General features: G+C 46.3%; 18 protein-coding genes. 10 read left to right on the top strand and 8 right to left on the bottom strand.

The genetic code is table 11. The features are described from left to right. Positions 1 to 4: 4 nt before the first annotated feature. Genes DL796_RS01045 through DL796_RS01025 form a run of 5 tightly spaced genes read right to left on the bottom strand, consistent with a single transcriptional unit; the run spans position 5 to position 5,331 of the window. Positions 5 to 1,750, bottom strand: coding sequence for a VWA domain-containing protein (locus DL796_RS01045; protein ID WP_110199133.1), 1,746 nt, complete (start codon positions 1,748 to 1,750; stop codon positions 5 to 7). Continuing rightward, positions 1,743 to 2,753, bottom strand: a complete 1,011-nt coding sequence (locus DL796_RS01040) for a vWA domain-containing protein (RefSeq protein WP_110199131.1) — start codon at positions 2,751 to 2,753, stop codon at positions 1,743 to 1,745. Before DL796_RS01040 ends, DL796_RS01045 begins: the two co-directional genes overlap by 8 nt. Then, positions 2,746 to 3,363, bottom strand: a complete 618-nt coding sequence (locus DL796_RS01035; protein WP_110199129.1) for a DUF4381 domain-containing protein — start codon at positions 3,361 to 3,363, stop codon at positions 2,746 to 2,748. Before DL796_RS01035 ends, DL796_RS01040 begins: the two co-directional genes overlap by 8 nt. Further along, complete coding sequence (locus DL796_RS01030) at positions 3,364 to 4,356, bottom strand: DUF58 domain-containing protein (protein WP_110199127.1); 993 nt, start codon at positions 4,354 to 4,356, stop codon at positions 3,364 to 3,366. Between the two features lie 15 nt (positions 4,357 to 4,371). Further along, a complete protein-coding gene (locus tag DL796_RS01025; RefSeq protein ID WP_110199125.1) occupies positions 4,372 to 5,331 on the bottom strand; it encodes an AAA family ATPase in 960 nt (319 codons plus the stop codon). A 556-nt stretch (positions 5,332 to 5,887) separates the two neighbouring features. On the opposite strand from DL796_RS01025, the gene DL796_RS01020 reads away from it, so the two are divergent. The 8 genes from DL796_RS01020 (at position 5,888) to fadJ (ending at position 18,114) form a co-directional block, all read left to right on the top strand. Next, positions 5,888 to 6,235: a hypothetical protein gene (locus DL796_RS01020; protein WP_110199123.1), complete on the top strand. Its 348-nt coding sequence runs from the start codon at positions 5,888 to 5,890 to the stop codon at positions 6,233 to 6,235. 114 nt (positions 6,236 to 6,349) lie between these two features. Continuing rightward, positions 6,350 to 8,737, top strand: coding sequence for an EcoAI/FtnUII family type I restriction enzme subunit R (gene hsdR, locus DL796_RS01015; RefSeq protein ID WP_110199121.1), 2,388 nt, complete (start codon positions 6,350 to 6,352; stop codon positions 8,735 to 8,737). 2 nt (positions 8,738 to 8,739) lie between these two features. Then, entirely contained in the window at positions 8,740 to 10,863 is a 2,124-nt protein-coding gene (locus DL796_RS01010; RefSeq protein ID WP_110199119.1) for a GmrSD restriction endonuclease domain-containing protein, read from the top strand. Between the two features lie 2 nt (positions 10,864 to 10,865). Next, complete coding sequence (locus tag DL796_RS01005) at positions 10,866 to 12,848, top strand: N-6 DNA methylase (RefSeq protein WP_110199117.1); 1,983 nt, start codon at positions 10,866 to 10,868, stop codon at positions 12,846 to 12,848. A 167-nt stretch (positions 12,849 to 13,015) separates the two neighbouring features. Beyond that, positions 13,016 to 13,282: a hypothetical protein gene (locus tag DL796_RS01000; protein WP_146205061.1), complete on the top strand. Its 267-nt coding sequence runs from the start codon at positions 13,016 to 13,018 to the stop codon at positions 13,280 to 13,282. A 107-nt stretch (positions 13,283 to 13,389) separates the two neighbouring features. Further along, entirely contained in the window at positions 13,390 to 14,295 is a 906-nt protein-coding gene (locus tag DL796_RS00995) for a Kiwa anti-phage protein KwaB-like domain-containing protein (protein ID WP_110199113.1), read from the top strand. A gap of 319 nt (positions 14,296 to 14,614) precedes the next feature. Continuing rightward, positions 14,615 to 15,964, top strand: coding sequence for an acetyl-CoA C-acyltransferase FadI (fadI, locus tag DL796_RS00990; RefSeq protein ID WP_110199109.1), 1,350 nt, complete (start codon positions 14,615 to 14,617; stop codon positions 15,962 to 15,964). Further along, positions 15,964 to 18,114, top strand: a complete 2,151-nt coding sequence (fadJ, locus tag DL796_RS00985; RefSeq protein ID WP_110199107.1) for a fatty acid oxidation complex subunit alpha FadJ — start codon at positions 15,964 to 15,966, stop codon at positions 18,112 to 18,114. Before fadI ends, fadJ begins: the two co-directional genes overlap by 1 nt. 203 nt (positions 18,115 to 18,317) lie before the next feature. On the opposite strand, the gene DL796_RS00980 is transcribed toward fadJ, so the two are convergent. The 3 genes from DL796_RS00980 to DL796_RS00970 form a co-directional block, all read right to left on the bottom strand. Beyond that, positions 18,318 to 18,476, bottom strand: coding sequence for a hypothetical protein (locus tag DL796_RS00980; protein ID WP_170114193.1), 159 nt, complete (start codon positions 18,474 to 18,476; stop codon positions 18,318 to 18,320). Positions 18,477 to 18,698: 222 nt separating this feature from the next. Further along, positions 18,699 to 19,331, bottom strand: coding sequence for a hypothetical protein (locus DL796_RS00975; protein WP_110199105.1), 633 nt, complete (start codon positions 19,329 to 19,331; stop codon positions 18,699 to 18,701). A 188-nt stretch (positions 19,332 to 19,519) separates the two neighbouring features. After that, entirely contained in the window at positions 19,520 to 20,056 is a 537-nt protein-coding gene (locus DL796_RS00970) for a hypothetical protein (RefSeq protein ID WP_110199103.1), read from the bottom strand. Positions 20,057 to 20,194: 138 nt separating this feature from the next. Between DL796_RS00970 and DL796_RS00965 the strand changes: the two genes are divergently transcribed. Both DL796_RS00965 and DL796_RS00960 read left to right on the top strand, forming a co-directional pair. After that, a complete protein-coding gene (locus DL796_RS00965; protein ID WP_110199101.1) occupies positions 20,195 to 21,112 on the top strand; it encodes an AAA family ATPase in 918 nt (305 codons plus the stop codon). Next, positions 21,112 to 22,053, top strand: a complete 942-nt coding sequence (locus DL796_RS00960) for a DUF58 domain-containing protein (RefSeq protein ID WP_110199099.1) — start codon at positions 21,112 to 21,114, stop codon at positions 22,051 to 22,053. Before DL796_RS00965 ends, DL796_RS00960 begins: the two co-directional genes overlap by 1 nt. The last annotated feature ends 11 nt before the right edge of the window (positions 22,054 to 22,064 follow it).

The raw sequence follows: 22,064 nt of genomic DNA, 5'->3' as shown, positions 1-22,064 counted from the left end.
ACTCTTACCAATTCTTTTCGACATGCTGATTGCGTCCACGGCGTTGGTACTCACGGTACATTTTACGTCTCAATAAGCCACCTGGATCATCAGGCAGGCGACGCAACCACTGCTCCATCTCTTGATCTTTCTCTTCTTCTTTAAACTGCTCTTTGAGCTGCTCTTCAGTTAACTCGGGCTTTTGCTGTTCTTGCTCTTGTCTTTGTTGCTGCTCAGAATCTTGTTGCTGTTGTTCGCTGTCTTGATCTGACTCTTGATCGTTTTCTTGATCCGACTGTTGTTGCTCGGAGTCTTGCTGCTGATCATTCTGCTCAGCGTCACCATCTTGATTCTGGTTTTGCTGTTCCTGTTGCTGCTCTTGTTGTTGCTTCGCTTGTTCGACAACGCCTTTATTATACTCTGCGTCTTGATGATCAGGATCTTGCGCTAATGCTTGCTCATAAGCTTCGATTGCTTGCTCGTACTCGCCTTGAAGGGCGAGGGCATTACCTTTGTTATACCAATCATCAGCCTGTAGAACATCTTCGGGTAACTGCTTTAATAATCTTTCAGCCGCATCATAACTGCCCATGCGGTATGCCGCTTGGGCTTTCCAACGAGGGTCTTTAAACTTACTATAAGCTTCTTCTGGGTTATCTTTATCAAGTAGCTTTTTAGCTTGCTGGTTATCGTTAAGGAAGAGCTTCTCTAGAGGATTTGCTTGCGCAGTTGGTGTGGTCAACCCCATGAAGCTGAATAGACATAGACAGCCAAGCAAAGCACGGTGTTTAAAGCTCAATAAAGCTAAAGGTAACAATAAAATAATTAACCAATAACCAAGATCAAACCAGTCGTCAGCAAACTTGTTTTCTTGTTGCTCGGAGTCAGTGTTAGTGCTGGTCGCCTCAACCATTAGTTGCACATCGCTGTTACCGGCAGTAACTGGAGTCAACAAGGCATCATTTTCACGCGCAAAGGCTTCTAGCTTGGAGTAGTCGAGCTGAGGGATGACCACATTGCCGTTTCGATCTTTGAGAAAGCCTTTCTCGTTTGAGAGTTTTATCGGGGCACCTTCTTCGGTTCCTAGCGCTAACACGGTAACTTGATACGGCGTACCTTCTAACTGCTCGGTAATGGCCTCAAGGTTTTCTTCTTCCGCACCATCGGTAAACCAGAGGATTTTTCCTTGGGCTAACCCAGTGCTGTCTAATAAGTCGATAGCCTTTTCAAAACCTAATTCAGGGCGGCTACCAAGCAGCGGCATAATGTTTGTCGATAGGGCGCCTAAAAGGTTTTCAATGGTATCTTTGTCGCTCGTGAGTGGGCTTAAAATAAAGCCATCGCCAGCATAAACCACTAATCCCGTTAGCCCTTCGTTGTGTAGCTTTAAGTAATCTTTAATTTTATATTTCGCGCGCTCTAAGCGACTCGGTTTTATATCGTCGGCATCCATCGAGTAGGACATATCGAGCAATATAACTTGCGTGGCTTTACTCGAAAAAACCGGTTGTGGGGTTTTCTTCCAAGTAGGGCCTGCTAAAGCTAGGCAAGCGATAATCCAAAACACTAACAGAAGAAATGGTAAATGTTTACGCGCTTTACCAACATCGGAGCGGGGCATTATCCATTCGAGTAGATGCGGATCGATAATCGCCGCCCAGCCTTGGCGCTGTTGGCTGATCTTACGATAGAACCAAAACAGAAGTAGTGCAGGAATAATTAATAATAGTGCCCAGGGGCGTATAAAGTGGAAAAGACTTAGATCAGGCATTATTAGCCTCCGTCCGCTGGACTAGACGTGACACCAAAATTTGATATAAAACTTTCGCAAAGCTCAGTAGCAATACGATTAATAGCGGAATATAAAATAGTGCTTTGCTTGGGCGATAACTTTGATCCATATCTTCCACTGGCTCTAATTCATCCAGTTTGGCGTAAATTTTTTCCAACTCTTCGGTGTTGCGCGCACGAAAATATTGGCCGCCCGTTTTCTCGGCTACCGCCGTTAAGGTCGCTTCATCTAATTCTTTTGACGGGTTTATCGTACGATCGCCAAAAAAGCTATTCCTAACGACCATTCTATCTGCACCAACACCAATGGTATAAATTGTGACGCCTGCGTGCTCGGCAAGTTCCGCAGCCTGTAGTGGATTGAGAACGCCTGTGTTATTTTGCCCATCAGTCAGCAAAATTAGCACACGATTTTTTGCGCTACGATCTTTAAGCTGTTTTACCGCTAAGCCGATGCTGTCGCCAATAGCGGTTCTCGAGGAACCCGCTAGACCGATTTCGGTTTCATCCAGCATGATTTGCACTGTTTTTAAATCAAACGTCAGTGGCGTTTGTAGATAAGCCTGCTCACCAAAGAGTATCAAGCCTAACCTGTCGCCATCACGTCGTTTAATAAACTCTTTCATAATGGCTTTAACAGCCACCAAACGATTGACAGCTTGGTTGTTTAGCTCCATGTCCTCCATCTCCATCGAGCCAGAGATATCGATGCTGACCATTAAGTCACGACCGCTACTCGATAACGCGACGGGATCGCCAACCCAAGTAGGGCGCGCCACGGCAAAGACTAAAAGAGTCCACAGTAAAAAGTTATACCAAGGAAATTTACCTTTAACTTTTTTGCCTTGCTCGCGCTGCATTTTCCAGTAAAGAAACAATGGCGCGCGCAGAGCTTGACGACGTTGCTTGCGTTCTTCAAGCCACCAGATAAACAAGGGGAGCGGTAACAGCAATAACAACCAAGGCCACTGAAACTCAAACATCTGAGCTCTCCTTGACCGTGCTCTTGACTGTATCCTTGGTGTTAGATCGTGTTTGATGCTGGTTAAGCCATTGTTTGGCATGCTCAGGCAAACCTTCGGCCCACTGAGTCACTTCATTCAATATGGCATCTTTGTCGAGCGTTTCGCTGTAATTCGCGGGTTTGTAAGGCAAGTCGGCAAACGCATTGATCGTTTGCTCGCTGAGTGTCTGATTATTGAGTGACTGTTTGCTGGTCGCCTGCAAGAACGCTTGCCACTCCTGCTGGTTCATACTACCGATTTTGTCTTCTGGTACATAACACAAGCTTAAACGACGCATGACATTATGACTTCTCGCTAACCAGCGAGTTTCTTCATTGGCCTGCTTTAACTGTTTAAGCTCTTTCACCGCCAAGCGAACGTAACGATAGTGACGTTTCTTAAGAATGGCCTTGATGATAAATAACGCCGCTATTAACACCACTAAGCCAATAATAATCCACCAGCCCGGCGCCAGTGGCCACCAACTAACGGGCTCGGGTTGGTGTATGTCTCGTAGCTGTTTTAATAACTGCGCCGTTTGAGTTTCTTGCGCGCTGGTGGCGAGTAATGATAATTGCGTGAGCATCATTTATAGCCCCGCTGCTTTATTGTTTGGCGCTTTGCTATTTAAAGCCGGATCGAGCGATAAATCGGTAATCGAATCTTCGGTGCTACAGAGTCTAAAAGCCGATTGCGCCTGCGTAAAATAGTTAGCAACTTGCGCTACGCGCTGCTCGAAGCTTTCTTTATGGCGCTGCATGTCTCGGCGGTTGTCGGCATCAATACGAATATGGCTTAAGCCGTCGGTTAAGGTGTATTGGCCAGGCAAAGGAATAGTCGATTCGAGCGGATCGGCAATCATAACGCCATAAATATCATTATGTTGCGCTAAATAGGTTAAATGCTGTTGGCACTCGCTATTTAGGTTCATAAAATCACTAAAGATATAAATCAGACTTCCACCTTTGACCAAATGGCGTAATCGCAACAAAGTATCGCGAAGGGCGTTTTGGTTGACCTCAAAACTGGAGTGTTCTTGATAAATAGCGTCGAGACGCTGATTATGCAACTCCATCATTTGTTGCAACAAGCGTAAACCATTCTGGCGACGATTCGAGGGCTTGAGCTCTAAATGATCATTGGCGGTGCTGAATAATCCGGCAACTCGATTACCGCTATTAAAAGCCGCCCAAAAAGCCCGCGCCGAATGTAAGCAGGCTAATGTCGATTTAAAACGGTTTTTAGAGCCGAAGAACATGGTGTCCTGTAAATCCGTGACGATATAGACCGGACGCTCGCGTTCTTCTTGGAAAATTTTGGTGTGTACCTTGCCCGTACGCGCTGTCACACGCCAGTCGATGGTGCGAATGTCGTCGCCAGCCTGATACTGGCGAACTTCGGAAAACTCCATACCGCGACCTTTAAAAGGCGACAGGTGCCCGCCGACGAGGTGCGCACGCGTTTTCTTATGCGGTAATGGAATACTTTCTTTAGCCCAATACTGACAGGCAATCAGCTGCTCCAAGCTCAGCTCAATGCTGTGCTCGCGTGCTTGTTGGGCAGTAACACTATATTCAGTCATCGACACACTAATCGTTTACGGTGTTGGAACTAAATCAATAAGCTTAGTGATGACATCATTGGTGCTGATGCCTTCGGCTTCAGCTTGGTAACTTAAAATAATACGATGGCGCAGAATTTCCGGCAAGATCGCCTGAATATCGCTCGGCGTCACATAATCGCGGTTGTCGAGCCAAGCGTGGGCGCGGGCACAGCGGTCAAGCGCAATAGTGGCACGCGGGCTAGCGCCATATTCAATATAGCTCGCAAGCTCAGGCGCATGTTGCTCAGGAGCACGAGTGGCAATAATTAACTGAATTAAATACTGCTCGACTTCCGGCGCCATGTGAACCGTTAAGACTTCTTTGCGCGCCGCGAATAGCGATTCTTGGCTAATGCTTAAGGCTTGTGGTGGCTCGCCAGAAAGCGCTTCTTGGCGATTTACCGCTAAAATCTGAGCTTCAGCGTCATGATTCGGGTAATTCACCTCAACGTGCATCAAGAAGCGATCTAACTGCGCCTCAGGCAGCGGATAAGTCCCTTCCTGCTCGATAGGGTTCTGCGTCGCCATTACTAAGAAGAACGGCGGTAGCTCAAAACTCTCGCGGCCCACGGTAATTTGACGTTCCGCCATAGCCTCTAACAAAGCCGACTGAACTTTGGCCGGCGCACGGTTAATTTCATCGGCAAGAATGAAGTTATGGAAAAGAGGACCTTTTTGAAAGTGGAAACTGCCGTCTTGAGGACGATAAATCTCAGTACCGGTTAAATCCGCCGGTAACAAATCTGGAGTAAACTGAACGCGGTGGAAACTGCCTTCCATCGCCGTTGAAAGCTCCTTAATGGCACGAGTTTTCGCCAAACCCGGCGCACCTTCCACCAGTAAATGACCATCCGCCAAAGTAGCGATAATCATCCTATGCACCAAGCTCTCTTGGCCAATAATGCGTGATTGTAGAAACTCATCAAGCTGAATAAATTGTTCTTTTATACTCATGATTGCCTTCGTGCACGAAAAAGTGTGTTCAATTTAATAGATCTGTAGGCAGTTTTGTATCAAAAAACCATAAAAAGTTGCAACTAATTGTTACCCGTTGACAGAAAATCCCTTGAAAGCCTCACTACAAGGCCATAATACTCTGCGTCATTGCGAGGAAGCCTGCGACCGAAGCAATCTTCCTTATTTCGTCATTGCGAGCGTAGCGTGGCAATCTCTTTTTTTACTCCGAAGAAGTTTGCGTTCGAAACAAACCTCCATATTTTGTCATCTGATCTACAAGGTGTAGGAAATGCAGAGAATTTGTCAGGAACCAATTCTGCCTGACGAAACTCAGGGTCTAGCGTCTTTGCTTTTTAGATATTTAAGCCTAACTAATTGATTAATTGGGGTCACTTGAGAGTTAGACTAGGGATACCGAGATCCGCTAATCCCGTAAATAACGAATAGTACACGCACTTGTAAAAAATATTCTTTAGAATTAGGATGTTACAAGGTAATTCGTGTGTTCTTATGTTACCTGTTTCTCACCATCACATTACATAAGGAAATTAAAATGAAAATTAAGGCAAGTTTACTGGTTACTACTTTACTGGCATCGGCTTCATGCTTCGCGGCTGATACTTTTCAAGTATCTTCATCTGTGTACTCCCAGGACAAACTGCTGGCTTCTCCAACAATGGTAGTTGAAGCAGATAAAATGGCATCAATCACGATTGATAATGGCTTTAGCTATAACCTCACAGTTAAGCCAAATCAAGACGAAACAGCTGGCGTGTTTGCTGCGGTTACTGTTGGTGATAGCACGATAAATCCTTCATTCACTGTTACCTACGGCAAGGAAGCTACCATTGGAATTGGCGCTCAACAACTGACGCTACTGGTGAGTAAGGTTGGTAGCTAACAATCCGTGTAATTCGGGGGCTGTGCCCCCTGCGACGCTCATGAGTTCGCGCGCATGCGCGAGGGCTTATATGCGAAAACCAGCCCGTGAAGTCCAAAGGAACCCGACCCTAGAATGACGAATAAAAAAGATCTATCAGAACGAGACATCTGTACCAAGTTTATTACACCGGCGTTAGAACAGGCGGGGTGGGATATGCAGAAGCAGGTTCGTGAAGAAGTTGGCTTCACCGATGGCCGTATCTATGTAAAGGGCAACCTCGCCACCCGTGGTAAGCGCAAGCGGGCGGATTATATCCTTTACTACAAACCTAATATCCCTGTCGCCATCATTGAGGCCAAGGACAACGAGCATTCGGTCATGGCAGGCATACAGCAGGGGCTCGATTACGCTACTATTTTGGACATCCCTACAGTGTTCAGCAGTAATGGTGATGGTTTCTATGAGCATGACCGCACCGCCGCCAGCGGCAGTGTCGAGCGCGAACTTGCACTACACGACTTCCCAACGCCAGAACAACTATGGGAGCGCTATAAACGCTACAAAGGCATCGCTACGCCAGAAGCTGAGCGTATCAGTGGTCAGGATTACTTCTTTGATGGTACCAGCCGTAGCCCGCGTTACTACCAGCAGATTGCCATCAACCGCACTGTAGAGGCTATTGCCAAAGGTCAGCAACGCATCCTGCTAACTATGGCCACAGGAACTGGTAAAACCTATACCGCCTTTCAGATCATCCACCGCCTATGGAAGGCCGGGGCTAAGAAACGTATCCTGTTTCTGGCCGACCGAAATGCCTTGATCGACCAGACCAGGCGCGGTGACTTCCGCCATTTCAAAGACAAAATGACGGTTATCAAGCAAAAGAAGATCGACAAATCATACGAAATCTATCTAGCACTATATCAAGGGCTGACCAACTACGATGAAGACAAGGATGCCTACCGCGAATTCAGTCAGGATTTCTTCGATCTAATCGTTATCGATGAGTGTCACCGCGGCAGCGCTTCCGAAGACAGTGCCTGGCGCGAGATTCTGGATTATTTCAAAAACGCCACCCACATTGGCCTAACCGCAACACCCAAGGAAACCGAAACAGTTTCCAGCACTGAATATTTCGGCGAGCCCATTTATACTTACTCGCTCAAACAAGGCATACAGGACGGCTTCCTTGCTCCGTACAAGGTACTGCGGGTTGGCTTAAATGTCGATCTGGAAGGTTGGCGACCAGAGGCAGGTAAAACCGACAAGAGCGGCCAATTAGTGGATGATCGCATCTATAACCGTAAGGATTATGACAAGAGTCTGGTTATTGACGAGCGTACCGAAGCCGTAGCTAACAAGATCACCGAGTACTTGATCAAGACTAACCGCTTCGACAAAGCCATCGTCTTCTGCGTGGATATTGACCATGCCCAGCGTATGCGAGCCGCACTGGCCAATGCCAACAGTGACCTTATGGCGCAGAACCCCAAATACGTCATGCAAATAACTGGCGACAACGACGAGGGTAAGCGTGAGCTGGACAACTTTATTAATCCAGAAGAGCGCTATCCTGTGATTGCGACTACCTCAAAGCTGATGACTACCGGCGTTGATGCGCAAACCTGCAAACTAATTGTACTCGACAGCAACATCGGATCGATGACGGAGTTTAAACAAATCATTGGGCGAGGTACTCGAATCAATGAAGAGTTCGGTAAGACCTTTTTCACTATTCTTGATTTTCGCAATGTCACCGACCTGTTTGTCGATCCGGATTTCGACGGTGACCCGGTACGCGTCAAAGAACTAGGTGAGGATGACGATTTTGAGACACCCGAAGAAGAACTGGCTGAAGGCGAAACCATCACGGATGAAACTGGCGAGGAAATCATCTTCGAGCCACCGAATGACCCCCCGGAAATTATCACTGGCGGGGAGATCATCAGCGAACCGCGCTCCAAGTATTATGTCAATGGTGTCAATGTCGCCATTCTCAACGAACGCATCCAGTACATGGACGGCAACGGCAAGCTGATCACGGGCAGCTTGAAGGACTACACTCGCCAGAAAGTGCGCGAGCAATACCAAACGCTGAATGACTTTTTGAATAAATGGCATAGCGCCGACAAAAAGCAGGCTATCATCGACGAGCTGACCGAGCAGGGCATCGTGCTGGAAAACCTGAAAGAAGCCATCGGCAAAGAGATGGATATCTTTGATATGATCTGCCACACAGCCTTTGACCAACCGCCACTCGCCCGTGCCGAACGTGCTAAGCAAGTCAGAAAACGTGATGTGTTCACCCAGTATGGTAAGCAGGCGCGTAAGGTGCTTGAAGCACTATTGGATAAATACGCTGACGAAGGTATCGAGAATATAGAAGACATCAAGATACTCAAGGTCAACCCCTTTGACAGGTTCGGTACACCGACAGAAATCATCAAACTCTTTGGCGGCAAGCAACAATACTTGCAAGCTCTGAACCAACTGGAACAAGCTCTATATCAGGCAGCATAAACATGAACTTTGAACAGCCCAAACCCGATTCAAAAAAATATTCTGACCTCATTAATGAGATACAGAAAGGCATCATCAAGATCCCGAAATTCCAGCGGGATTTTGTCTGGACCATCGATAAAACAGCCAAGTTGCTAGACAGCATTTTAAAGGGCTATCCAATCGGTACGTTTATTCTTTGGCAGACAGACGAACGTATCAACGACATAAAGAACGTTGGCAATCTGAACATTCCCGACACCCCAGACGGCGTCAAAGTTCAGTATGTTCTTGATGGGCAGCAGCGAATCACCTCACTGTTTGCGGCCTATCTTGGGGCGCACATCCAAAAGGTTGGCGAGAAAAAAATTACTGACTATGGCTGCATCGTGGTAAACCTTGATGTTGATATCAATGATAACGATGAGCAGGTAATTACCGAAGAACCAACGGGTGAAAATTTTATATCTTTATCCGATGTACTGAATTTCATGGATAGAATGACCGATATCAAGGAGCGGTTCTCCGATGAGAATTTTAAGAAGATCCATGCATATTCCAGAGCCTTCGATACCTATGACTTTTCAACCGTCATATTGAGAAAGGAAGATATTGACTCTGCAATCGAAGTGTTCACCCGCATCAACACGGGTGGACAAACTTTGACCCTGTTTGAAATCATGTCTGCCAAGACCTACGACGAGCCTCAGAACTTCGATATGCAGGTAAAGTGGGAAGGTTTCATCAATGAGCTTAAGGAAATTAAATACGAAGGTATATCCAGCAGTGTGGTGCTGAGCTTATTGGCACTGTTGTTAAGTCGCACCAAGGAATGCAAGCGTAAAACTATTCTCGCTCTGGAAAAGCAAAGTATTATTGATAGTTGGGATTCTGTAATTTCAGCCCTCAAGGACAGCATCGATTATTTCCGAACAACCTATCGCATTCCTGTTTCCCAGTTGCTTCCTTATGACTCGCTTTTGGTGCCTTTTGCTTATTTTTTCCACGTGAACAAGGGTAAGCCCGACGGGAGCCAACGCAAGTACCTTGAAGAGTTCTTTTGGCGCATTTCGTTGTCATCTCGCTATTCTAGTTCAACGGAGTCTAAACTGGCGCAGGACATCAAGCGTATCGACCTCATTCTTGGCGGTCAAAGGCCCGATTACAGTGATATCAAGGTTAACCTAGATTCGGCTCAGACATTAATTGATACGAACTTCAGTGCCGGCAACAGTTATTGCAAGGCTGTACTGTGCTTGCTTGCTTATCAAGAACCGAAGGATTTCCAGGATAACGGAAAGGTCATTCTTGATAACTCTTGGCTGAAGGTAGCAAGCAGCAAAAATTATCATCATTTTTTCCCAAAGGCTTACCTTAGAAACAAAACGGTGCTCAATAGTAATAGCCTGGTAAACATCACCTTCGTCAGCGACCACCTGAATAAGCGCAAGATTGGTGCCAAAGCCCCATCGCAATACATTGCGGACTTTCAGGACGAAAACAGCCAGATCAACAAAGCTCTGCAAACCCACTTTATCGATCTGGAAGGCTTTGGCATTGAAAGCAACGATTACGAGACCTTTTTGCAGGCGCGTGCGAAGTTAATCTATCAGGAGCTGAAATCACGTATTGATCTCAGACACAAGGAGCCTGCCAACGAGGAGGTGCAAGAGCTGATCCTTGCGGGTGAAAGCGATACCGTTGAATTCAAGTCTACCTTGCGTTATGACTTGCGTAGCAAGGAGGTCAACAAGAAGCTCGAGTACGTCATCGCCAAGACAATTGCCGCCTTTATGAACAGTGACGGCGGCAACCTGTTTATTGGTGTGGATGATAACCAAAACATACTAGGCCTAGTTGATGATATAACCACCTTGTCAAAATCCAATATCGATGGCTTTGAACTGCACCTCATAGAAATTATCAAGAAATACATCGGTGCTGGATTGATCTCGCATGTTAAAATCAGTTTCCCTATTGTTGAAGACACGCAAATATGTCGAGTCAAGATATCAAAAAGCGGTAAACCGGTATTTACCAAATATGAGGGCAGAGAAGACTTCTTCGTGCGCAGCGGTTGTTCCTCGCAACCGCTAAGCAGAGAAGAGCAAAGCGCCTACGAGAAATCACATTGGAGCAATAACTAAACATGGCAAATGTATCAGGCATCGTAAAATCCGCTCGCAAAATCATGCGCCAAGACACCGGCACCGGCAGCGACGAGCTGCGCATATTGCAGCTGGGTTGGATGCTGTTTCTTAAAATTTTCAGCGATAAAGACAAAGAGTTGGAGCTGATGGACGACCATTACACCTCGCCCATTCCCTCTGAGCTGCACTGGGATGAGTGGGCTGGTGATGACGAAGGCATGACCGGCGACGAGCTGTTGCAGTTTGTGGACCGCAAGCTATTCCCGACCCTATCGGAAATAGACCTCTCCAGTGGCAGCCGCCGTGCCGTGCTGGTACATGAGGTGTTTGCCAACAACTACAATTACATGAAGTCGGGTATTCACCTGCGTCAGGTGATCAACAAGCTCAACGAAATCGACTTCAACAACAGTAAAGACCTGCACCTGTTCGGCCAGATTTATGAAACCTTCCTGAGTGAGCTGCAAAGCGCCGGCACCCTGGGTGAATTCTATACCCCGCGTGCCGTCACCCAGTTCATGACCGAAATGGTCAACCCCGAACACGGCGAAACTGTGCTCGACCCGGCCTGCGGTACCGGCGGCTTTCTAACCGCCGTCATCGAACACCTCAAAGCCACCGCAAGCAGTGTGCAACAGCGCGAGGCCATTGCCAAAAACGTACGCGGCTGGGAATACAAACCGCTGCCCTATATGCTGGCCAACACAAATCTGGTGCTGCACGACATCACCACCCCCGACATCCAGTTTGGCGACTCGCTGCAACGCCCATTGAGTGAATACACCCACAAAGACCAGGTTGATGTGATCATCGCCAACCCACCCTTTGGTGGTGTGGTCTCCAACAACAACGAAAATAACTTCCCGCAGACCTACCGCACTAAGGAATCTGCCGACCTGTTTTTGATCTTGATGATTCACTTGCTCAAGGATGGCGGCCGTGCCGCGATTGTATTGCCCGATGGATCCCTCACTGGTGACGGGGTAAAACAACGAGTTCGGCAGAAGCTGCTGGAAGATTGCAATGTACACACAATCATTCGATTACCCAACTCGGTATTTAAGCCCTATGCTACAGTTGCGACCAATCTTATCTTTTTTACAAAGGGTGAGCCGACAAAAAGAATATGGTACTACCAGCTACTTTGCCCGCCCGGGGTGAAGGCTTATTCGAAGACAAAGCGAATTCAGAGTGATGACTTTGATGATGTTAGGGACTGGTGGGACAATCGAGTAGAAAGTGATTATTCATGGTCGGCATCTATTGATGAGATCATCCGGAGAGACTTTGACCTAGATATAAAGAATCCAGCTCGACTGAAAGTCGATAATGATAAAAATGCTAAAGACTACATCGAGACGATTAACGATGATTTGAGTGAGATTTCTTCCGAGGTCAAGGAAATATTTAATTCATATTTCCGGCTTTCAGAGTTCAAGGTTGTAGAGCTTGGGAGTATTTGCAGTATCGAGAAAGGTCAGACAGGAATAAAAAAGGCAGTACCGGGAAGCTACCCGATGGTTACCACTGGAGAAGAAAGAGGATCACACACCGAATATCAGTTCGACTGTGAAGCAGTTTGCATTCCCTTGGTCTCCTCAACAGGGCATGGCCACGCCTCAATCAAAAGGATCCATTATCAAAGCGGTAAATTTGCGTTGGGCAGTATATTAGCGGCAGCCACCCCAATCGATTGCGCGTCTGTTTCTGCAAAATACTTATACTTTTATCTAAACAACTTTAAAGACGATGTTGTTGTGCCTTTAATGAAAGGGATGGCAAATGTGACCTTATCCATAGGCAACCTTAAAAAGGTCAAAGTTATTTTGCCGCCAATTGAAGAGCAAGAACAGCTTGTTATGTTGATGGATAAGTGTGAGAAGCTCAGAAATACACTTGCGAAATCTATGGCCGACTCTGAGGAGATGATAAGAGCTGTTCTCGGTGAGATCTTAGATTTGGATGTGATACATAATGCTTAACAAGCTCGCTAAGCTGTCGCTAGTGTCCACGGCGCTAGCGCCCATCTGCCTGACCCTATGGTTTGTCGAGGTCAGCAGTGTTTGGCAAAGCAGCCTACCGTTTGCGGACAATCTCGCCGCCCACTGGCAGGCGGGCAGCGGTTATCTGTTGGCAGCGCTGGTTTTGAGTGGCCTGTGTTTCGGTCTGGTGTGGCTCAGCTTCGCGCCACGGTCTAGAGCGCCTGCCAGTCAAAATCAAATCGGTCAAAACCGTTGACAAGGAGATCGTCGGCTTTTTACTGGTCTACTTGCTGCCGCTGATCAACCAGAGCCAAAACACCATCAGCCTGCCGGTACTGGTGTTTGTGGCAGTCATTTTCTTCTTTATCGTTTACAACTCCCACGCCTACCACTTCAACCCCTTGCTGGGGGGTGTTCGGTTATCACTTCTTTGAGGTGACCATTGAGGGCGATATCACCTATGTGCTCATCACCCGCCAGAACATCACCGACTGCAAGGCTGTCTCGCAGGTGGTGCAATTAACTGAATACATGATCCTGGATGCAAACCATGCAAAATAACAACAATCCCACTAATCTGTTCGCTTTGGTGGATGATGAAGATACGCCCATTCGTCGCATTCCACTAACCGCTGCGCTCAATACAGAGCTAGTACAACTCTTCGTCGCACAACAGACTACACTGCTTAACGACAGACAGCCCATCGCTTTCACGGGAAGCTATAACGTAGATGAAGGTGAAATCTTTACCATTGCCGATTACCCATTACCGCCCACCATCGGCCAGGCTATTGGCAATCCGCTTACTTGTCAGGTGCTGGACCTTAATACAGAAACGCACCGCATAAAGGCCTTGTTTAGCGGCACCTGGACAGAAGCGAACAAAGCAGTCAATTTTCAGGTTTTCGATTCCGGTAAGTTGCTAAAGCGCGGTTATACCCTGATCGGCAGCGGCGACACCTACAAAAAACTGGAAGAGCCGGGTCTGATGCTGCAATACAAGCTCACTGCCCACTTCCATAACGGCATCTTATATTTCACTTCGTACCACAATACCAAACGCTTTCTAGATCTATCCGACTACTACCGCGAAGCCACTGACACCGATCTTGACAATTTTGCCGCCACCGAACTCTTTGCCTTTGAAGATGAGGCCGGATTCAAGGAGCAAGCGGATTCCATTATCCGCAAGAAAATCGCCCTTTTGCAGAAGAATGAGGTCTTGAAAAATCTCACCGTCACCGACATTCAAATCGTTGCCAACAACTTTAACGCCGAGCTTCCCCAAGAGCACCACATCGCTATCACGGTCAACGACGATGGCGATTTGGTTATCCCGAAAGACAAGAAGCAGCTGAAAGAACTTATCCGTTTCCTGGACGAAGACTACGTGACCGCACCGCTGACCAAACGAAAATGCCTCACCAATTCCAAGCAGTACCTGTGAGCCACTGATGAAAAGGGCATATAACAAAGTGCTGCACGCGGACAAAATAAAGCTGCACCGTTACGCTATGCAGTTTTATTTTGGGCGTTAGGTAGCTTTAATTAATGGCGTCAGAGTAAATTAATCTGCAAATGTTCGACAATGCCCCAGTTCATAAAACCAAAGGCGCTTCGGCGCCTTTTTTATTGGAAGGTTGTTTATTAAGGAACTGTCTATTAAGGGACTGCTTTTATCGGGAAACTGCATAAATTCAAACGAGTGTTTGAAATATCCTAGTGTTACGGTAGAATCAAGGTAGAACATTTTATTAGGAGTTATCATGAGCGAGACAACTGCTTCCAATTCTGAGAAGAGTAGTACAGCTAAGAAGGCCACTCGCGCGACGAAACAAGATCGCGTTGCTATCGTTTCTGGGCTTAGAACGCCGTTTGCTAGGCAGGCGAGCCATTTCAGAGGCATTAATGCGATTGAGCTTGGCAAGATGGTGGTTAATGAGCTGATTCAAAAGACTGAGCTTGATCCTAAGCTGATTGAGCGTGTTGTTTTTGGTCAGGTGGTGATTTTGCCTGAAGCGCCTAATATTGCCCGTGAAATCGTGTTGGGTACGCCAATGAATGTGCACACGGATGCTTATTCTGTGTCGCGTGCTTGTGCTACGAGTTTCCAGAGTGTGGCGAGTTTGGCGGAGTCGATTATGGTCGGTGACGTTGAAGTGGGGATTGCTGGTGGCGCTGATTCATCTTCGGTTGTGCCTATCGGCGTTAGTAAAGCGTTGTCTTTGGCGCTGGTCGATTTGCAGAAAGCGAAAACGATGGGGCAGAAGCTATCTATCCTGAAAAAACTTCGAATTAAAGATTTAGCGCCAGTTCCGCCTGCGATTAAGGAATATTCGACGGGATTAACCATGGGCCAAAACGCTGAGCAAATGGCGCGCGACCGTGGTATTACTCGTCAGGAGCAAGACGAACTCGCGCATCGTTCGCACACTCTAGCTGCTAAGGCGTGGGAAGAGGGTAAGCTGGATGATGAAGTGATGACTGCTTATGCTGAGCCTTATACCAAAGAGCCGTTACAGCGCGACAACATCGTGCGTTTTGATTCTACGCTAGAGGGCTATGCGAAATTACGTCCAGCCTTCGATCGCAAGTACGGCACTATTACTGCCGCTAACTCGACGCCGTTAAGCGATGGTGCTTCTGCGGTGATTTTGATGAAAGAATCAAAAGCTAAAGCGCTTGGTTATGAGCCATTAGGTTATATCAAAAGCTATGCATTCGCGGCGATTGAAGCGGATCATGACATGTTAATGGGGCCTTCATACGCTACGCCATTAGCCTTGAAAAAAGCGAAATTAAAGCTGAAAGATTTAGATCTGATTGATATGCACGAAGCTTTTGCGGCGCAGACCATTTCCAATATGCGTGCCTTCGAATCGACTCAGTTTGCCAAAGAGAAGCTCGGTCAGCGCACTAAGATTGGTGAAATTGATATGGATAAATTTAACGTGCTTGGTGGTTCCTTGGCTTATGGTCATCCGTTCGCCGCTACTGGTACGCGAATGATTACGCAGACGTTGCGCGAATTAAAACGTCGTGGCGGTGGCCTAGGTTTAACCACGGCGTGTGCCGCAGGCGGTATTGGTGCTGCAATGATTTTGGAGGTTGAATAATGTCGGATAATACATTCTTTACATTTGAGCAGCAGGACGATGGTATTGCCGTCATCTCAATCGATTTGCCGAATGAGTCGCAGAACGTTCTCAAGATGGAGTTCATCGCAGAGCTTGAGCCTGTGGTCGAACAAATTAAAAATGATAGCTCTATCAAGGGCTTAATCATCAAAAGTGGCAAAGAAGGCAGCTTTATTGCTGGCGCCGACATTACCATGTTTGGCAAGGTTGATACGGCGGAAGACGCTGAGCAACTTTCTTTAACTGGCCACAAATTCTTCAATGCTTTAGAAAAGCTGAATAAGCCAGTGGTTGCAGCGATTCATGGCGCTTGCTTGGGCGGTGGTTTGGAGTTAGCACTCGCTTGTAGCGGACGTGTGATTTCAGATAGCCCTAAAACCAAACTTGGCTTACCAGAAGTACAGCTTGGCGTCTTGCCTGGCGGTGGTGGAACTCAACGTTTACCACGTTTAATCGGTATCGCGCCTTCGTTGGACATGATGCTAACGGGTAAGCAATTATTCCCGAAACAGGCTAAGAAGCTTGGACTGGTCGACGAAGTGGTGCCACAGGCTAACTTGATGAAAGCCGCTTTAAAGCGAATTCAGGAATTACGCAAAGGCGTCGAGAAGAAAACGCCAATCAGTAGTTACTTCAGTGCAAAAGGCTTCCAGAAGCTGGTTTTAGAGTCGAATCCAATTGGACGCAATATTATCTTTGATCAGGCGCGTAAAACCGTGGCTAAGAAAACCAAAGGTAACTATCCGGCGCCAAACAAAATTATCGAGTGTGTCGAGAAAGGCATGTCGCAAGGCATGGAAGCGGGCTTAGCGATTGAAGCGCGTAACTTCGGCCAGTTGGTGGTGTCTGATGAAGCTAAAGCGTTAATCAGCGTGTTCTTCGCGACCACTGAGCTGAAGAAAGACAACGGCGTGGATTCTGACGCAGAGCCGGCTGACATTCGTAAAGTGGGCGTGCTTGGTGGCGGCCTGATGGGCTCTGGCATTGCTTATGTGTCTGTTGATAAGGCTAAGAAACAAGTACGAATTAAAGACGTTAAGCCAGAGGGCGTGAACGGTGCTTTGAATTACTCTTGGAATATCATTTCTAAGAAGATGAAGAGGCGTATTATCAGTCCTTCAGAAGCACGTCATACCATGTCACACTTAACGGGAAGCACGGATTATTCGGGCTTCAAAGACGCGGACATTATTATTGAAGCGGTGTTTGAAGATTTAGAGCTTAAGCATCAGATGGTTAAAGATGTGGAAGAGCACTGTTCTAAAGACACTATCTTTGCCACTAATACTTCGTCTATTCCAATTACCAAGATTGCAGAAGGCGCTGCTCAGCCGGAGAAAGTGATTGGTTTGCACTACTTCTCGCCTGTGGAGAAGATGCCATTGGTCGAAATTATCACGACTGAAAAAACCGAAGACTGGGTAACGGCGACTTGTGTTGAGCTGGCGAAGAAGCAGGGCAAAACACCTATCGTGGTTAATGATGGTGCTGGTTTCTACGTAAACCGTATTTTAGCGCCTTACATTAACGAAGCGGGTATTTTGCTTAGCGAAGGCGTGGCTATCGAGAAGTTGGATAAAGCGATGGTTAAAGCGGGCTTCCCTGTTGGCCCAATTAGCTTACTTGATCAGGTGGGTATCGACGTTGCGACGAAAGTGGCGCCAATTCTGGAAGATGCCTTTGGCGAGCGTATGTCGACGCCAAAAGCCTTCGAGAAGCTGATAGCTGATAACCGCAAGGGTAAGAAGAATAAGCGTGGTTTCTATAAGTACGATGGTAAGTCTAAGGGCAAAGAAGTCGACGAAAGCGTGTATTCAGTGCTTGGCGTCAGCCCTGACAAGCATATCGATGCTAACGAAATTGCCGAGCGTGGCTTATTAATCATGGCTAACGAAGCGGCGCGTTGTTTAGACGATGGCATTATTCGTAGCGCGCGTGATGGAGATATTGGTGCTATTTTCGGTATTGGCTTCCCACCATTCCATGGTGGCCCATTCCGCTATATGGATAAACTCGGTATCGATAAAGTGGTCGAGCGTTTAGAGTATTACCAGAAGTTACATGGTGATCGCTTTGCGCCAGCTGAGATTCTAGTGAAGATGAAGGATAACTCTGAGACTTTTCATTAGAAGCTCTTCATTAGAGACTTTCTACTAGAGATTTACCATTAGAAAGTTCTCTCTAGTCGCTTTATTGGTAACTTAAAGCAACAAAAAAGCCCTGGAACTGTATGGTTTCAGGGCTTTTTTATGACCGCCAATTATCAGATGTAAATGACGGGCAAAAATAAAGGTGGCAAAGCCACCTTCAAAGTTCTATAGGGAGAACTGAATTACTCAAAAATTCTTTTTAGTAGAGGCTTCGCTAAAATTGTTAAAACGACAGCACCTAATAATTCTTTATTTTGCTGGGCAACTTCCCATATCATTGGCTCGTTTAACAAAAACTTAATGCCTACCACAGCAAGAATGACAGCAAGCACATATTTCATGATTTATACCTCAACCTTTTGCAACTGGAACGTGTTATTTATGACTGTCTGAAATTTTAACAGTTACAAAAAAAGGTTCTGTGGCATAAGTCTCACAGAACCTTGATATTGTGTGAACAAGTTTGCAAAAGGGGCAACTTTAGCGTCAGCTTTATTTACAAGCCGACTCAAAAACCGAAGTTAGTCATAACTAACTATGTAACCCTTTGATTTATTGCTGCCTTACAGGTTGTAGCGGAAATCGAAGCCTGAGGTTAAGCCAGTGATTTCTTGCGATGCTTTGACCCCAAACGACCAGTTTTTTGACAAGTAATAACGTCCTTCTATGCCGTAAGTTGTTGAATCTGAATCTTCATGATTCGCTTCATCAACATACTCTGAATAGTCGAAATCTTTGTAACCGGCGAAAAGTTTGTATTCCCAGTTGGTGGATAAACGCCCACGGAAACCTAGATTGACTAAAAAGCCGTCTTCGTCATTGCCGTAAGTCGATTGATCAATAATGCCGTCACCATCAAACTTTACGTAACCCGCTTCCATAAAGAAATCGTCGGTACGTGTTGTTGGTACGTGAAAGCCAAGGGCCATCGAATATTCTTTAGCGGTTACATTGCCTTTATTGCCAGCAGCCCAGACATCGGCAGATTGCGACTGTAAAGACGCTGCGACATACCAAGTTTCGTCAAAGGCTTGCGAAATATTGAACTTGTAGCCAGTTTTGTCGCTAGTCAGTTCACCTTCGCTGTGAATATAGCCAAAGTCTACGTAGTCATAACGAATTTTATCGTTGGCTTGGGCTGAAGTGGTGGTGATTGCCATTAGCGCCACAGCTGTAGAAATAAGTGTTTTTTTCATTGTTGTCTGTCTTAGATTGATGCCTAAAATTTGTGCTAGTGTACTATAAAGCTTTCCCTTGAGAAACTAAGGCTTTAACAAAGCCTCGGTAAAAAAGTAAGCTCCACACGCTCGATATAAAAAAGGCCGCGAGAAGCGACCTTTCTTAGTACTTTTATTGAGTACTCTTGTTGGCTTTCTAAGTAAACTTAGAAGCTGTAACGGAAGTTAACACCGTAATGGTTATCTAACTCGTCATCGTTACCGATTTCAACACCAACAGACATGTTGCGATCGAAGTGGTAACGGCCTTCAAGAGTTAGGTCAGTTGACTCAAGAACGTCTGAGTACTGAGCATAACCACCTAGCTCGAAGTTCTGGCTCGCCATGCCGCGGAAACCCGCTAGCGCGTTGAAGCCTGAATCATCGAACCCACCAACTTCATAATCTTCATAACCAGCTTCAGCTACGAAGTCAACAGAGTTGTTGATAGGTGTGTGGAAACCAACGTTTAAGCGAATACGATCAACGTCTGTATTACCAACGTTAGTTTCTGCTTTCATGATTTCAGCTTTACCATACCAGTTTTGGTTAAAAGACATAGAGCCTTCAAACTCAACACCGTCAAACTGGTCGTCATAATCTTGAATACCACCTTGAAGGTAATCGTAGCTAACGCCATTCGCCATTGCTAGACTAGAAGAAAGGGCGATACTTGTTGCTATAAATACTTTTTTAAGTGACATTGTCGTCTCCTCATAATTCTTGTTAAATAATGCAACTGTATTATTGTTCAAGTAAACTGAATTAAGACTGAACTAAAAATTTATAGTCACACATTTATGAGAACTTTCTCACAAAACCTTGTATAAATAAGGAATCACATGAATTCATCGATTTTGCCGGTTTTAGAGCAACTTAATAAAGTATTGTTAGGAAAGCCTCACCAAGTAAAGTTAGCAGTTGTTTGTTTATTAGCCAAAGGTCATTTGTTAATAGAAGATCTACCTGGAATGGGAAAAACCACGCTAGGGCAAGCGATGGCCAAAGTGTTTGGTTTAGACTTTCAACGAATTCAGTTTACGAGTGATATTCTGCCGGCGGATATTGTTGGCGCTAATATTTTCGATCGCGAAAAGTCTGCCTTCGAATTTCACCCGGGCCCAGTTTTTGCACAACTGGTTTTGGCTGATGAAATTAACCGCGCCACGCCAAAAGCGCAAAGCGCTTTGCTCGAAGCTATGGAAGAGCAGCAGGTCACAGTCGAAGGTAGTACCTATGAATTACCTTCGCCATTTTTTGTTATCGCCACGCAAAACCCTACGCACCAAATTGGTACTTATCCTTTGCCAGAGTCACAACTCGACCGTTTCCTCTTTAAAATCAGTTTGGGTTACCCAGACGCTGCTTTGGAGAAAGTTTTGCTGAAAGGGGAGTCGGGGCGAACCAAGATGCCTTCGTTACAATCTTTGCTTGATCTTGAAACGTTAAAGCAGCTACAGGAAACCGTAGCGGGACTAACGGTTACTGATCATTTATTACAGTATGTGATGGATCTGATTCAGGCCACGCGACAAAGCCCTGACTTTGCTCATGGTCTGTCGCCACGCGCCGGTTTGGCTATCGTTAGTGCAGCTAAAGCTTGGGCTTTTGTTGATGGGCGTGATTATGTTCTGCCAGAAGATATACAGCAGGTTTTTGTCGCTTCTGCGCGCCACCGTTTGCAATCAATTAAAACTTCATCGACCTCGACGATCGAGTTGATTGAAGAATTAATTAACGATGTGCCTGTGCCTGCCTAATGATTAAATCGGCAAAGAAAACATTTTTCAGTTGGGTCGATAAACGGTTACCTTTACAGGTGGCGACGTTATTGAAGCAGAAGAACATTTATATCTTACCTACCCGTTATGGCTGGTTGATGCTGGGGATATTGGTGTTGATATTAGTGGCCTCGACAAACTACCAAAACAACATGGGCTTCATGGCGGGCTTTATCTTGCTGGCGGTGGGGCTGCTCTCCGTATTTTATACTTTCCGTAATTTAAAAGGCCTAGAAGTTCGTTGTCATAAATCGGGTTCGGTGTTCGCTACCGAGGATGCGACGCTGAATGTGCAGTTAGTGAATAACACCCAGAGTCAGCGTTTTGGTATTGGCGTCGGTTTGACCAAGAAAAGTGTTAGTTATGTCGATGTTGAGGCGGAGTCTAAATCGCTCGCGACAATTAGCCTAGAGACACATCGCCGTGGTTTCATGCCGGTTCCGAGAGTGGTCTGTTCGACAATTTTTCCTTTTGGGATTTTTGAAGCTTGGTCCTGGGTACGATCGCCTTATCAAATTCTGGTCTACCCAAAACCAATTCCATGCCCCGAGCCTTTGATCACAACCAACACGGGTATCGACGAAGGACAAGCGCGTGAAAAAGGCGCCGAGGATCTTCATAATTTGCGCGACTATCAAGCCGGAGACCCGATTAAGCAGGTAATGTGGAAGGCTTATGCGCGTGAGCGTGGCTTGTTAAGCAAGGAATTCGAAGATTATGTGGGCGAGCAGCAAACCTTAAGTTGGGATAGCGTGGCTCATTATGAAAAGGAGCTCGCAATCTCGTATTTAACCGATGCGGTTTTGGCCGCTGAAAAAAGTCAGCAAGTTTACGGTCTAAAGCTTCCTCAGGAGTCGATTGCCATGGGGCAAGGGCCTGAACATTTGCACAAATGCCTAAAATCATTGGCTTTACTTTAGCGGAGCGGGAC

The organism is Kangiella spongicola (genome assembly GCF_003194565.2).
GTDB classification, from domain to species: domain Bacteria; phylum Pseudomonadota; class Gammaproteobacteria; order Enterobacterales; family Kangiellaceae; genus Kangiella; species Kangiella spongicola.
The sequence above is the reverse complement of the archived record's forward strand: the minus strand, read 5'-3'. Positions and strand labels throughout refer to the sequence as shown.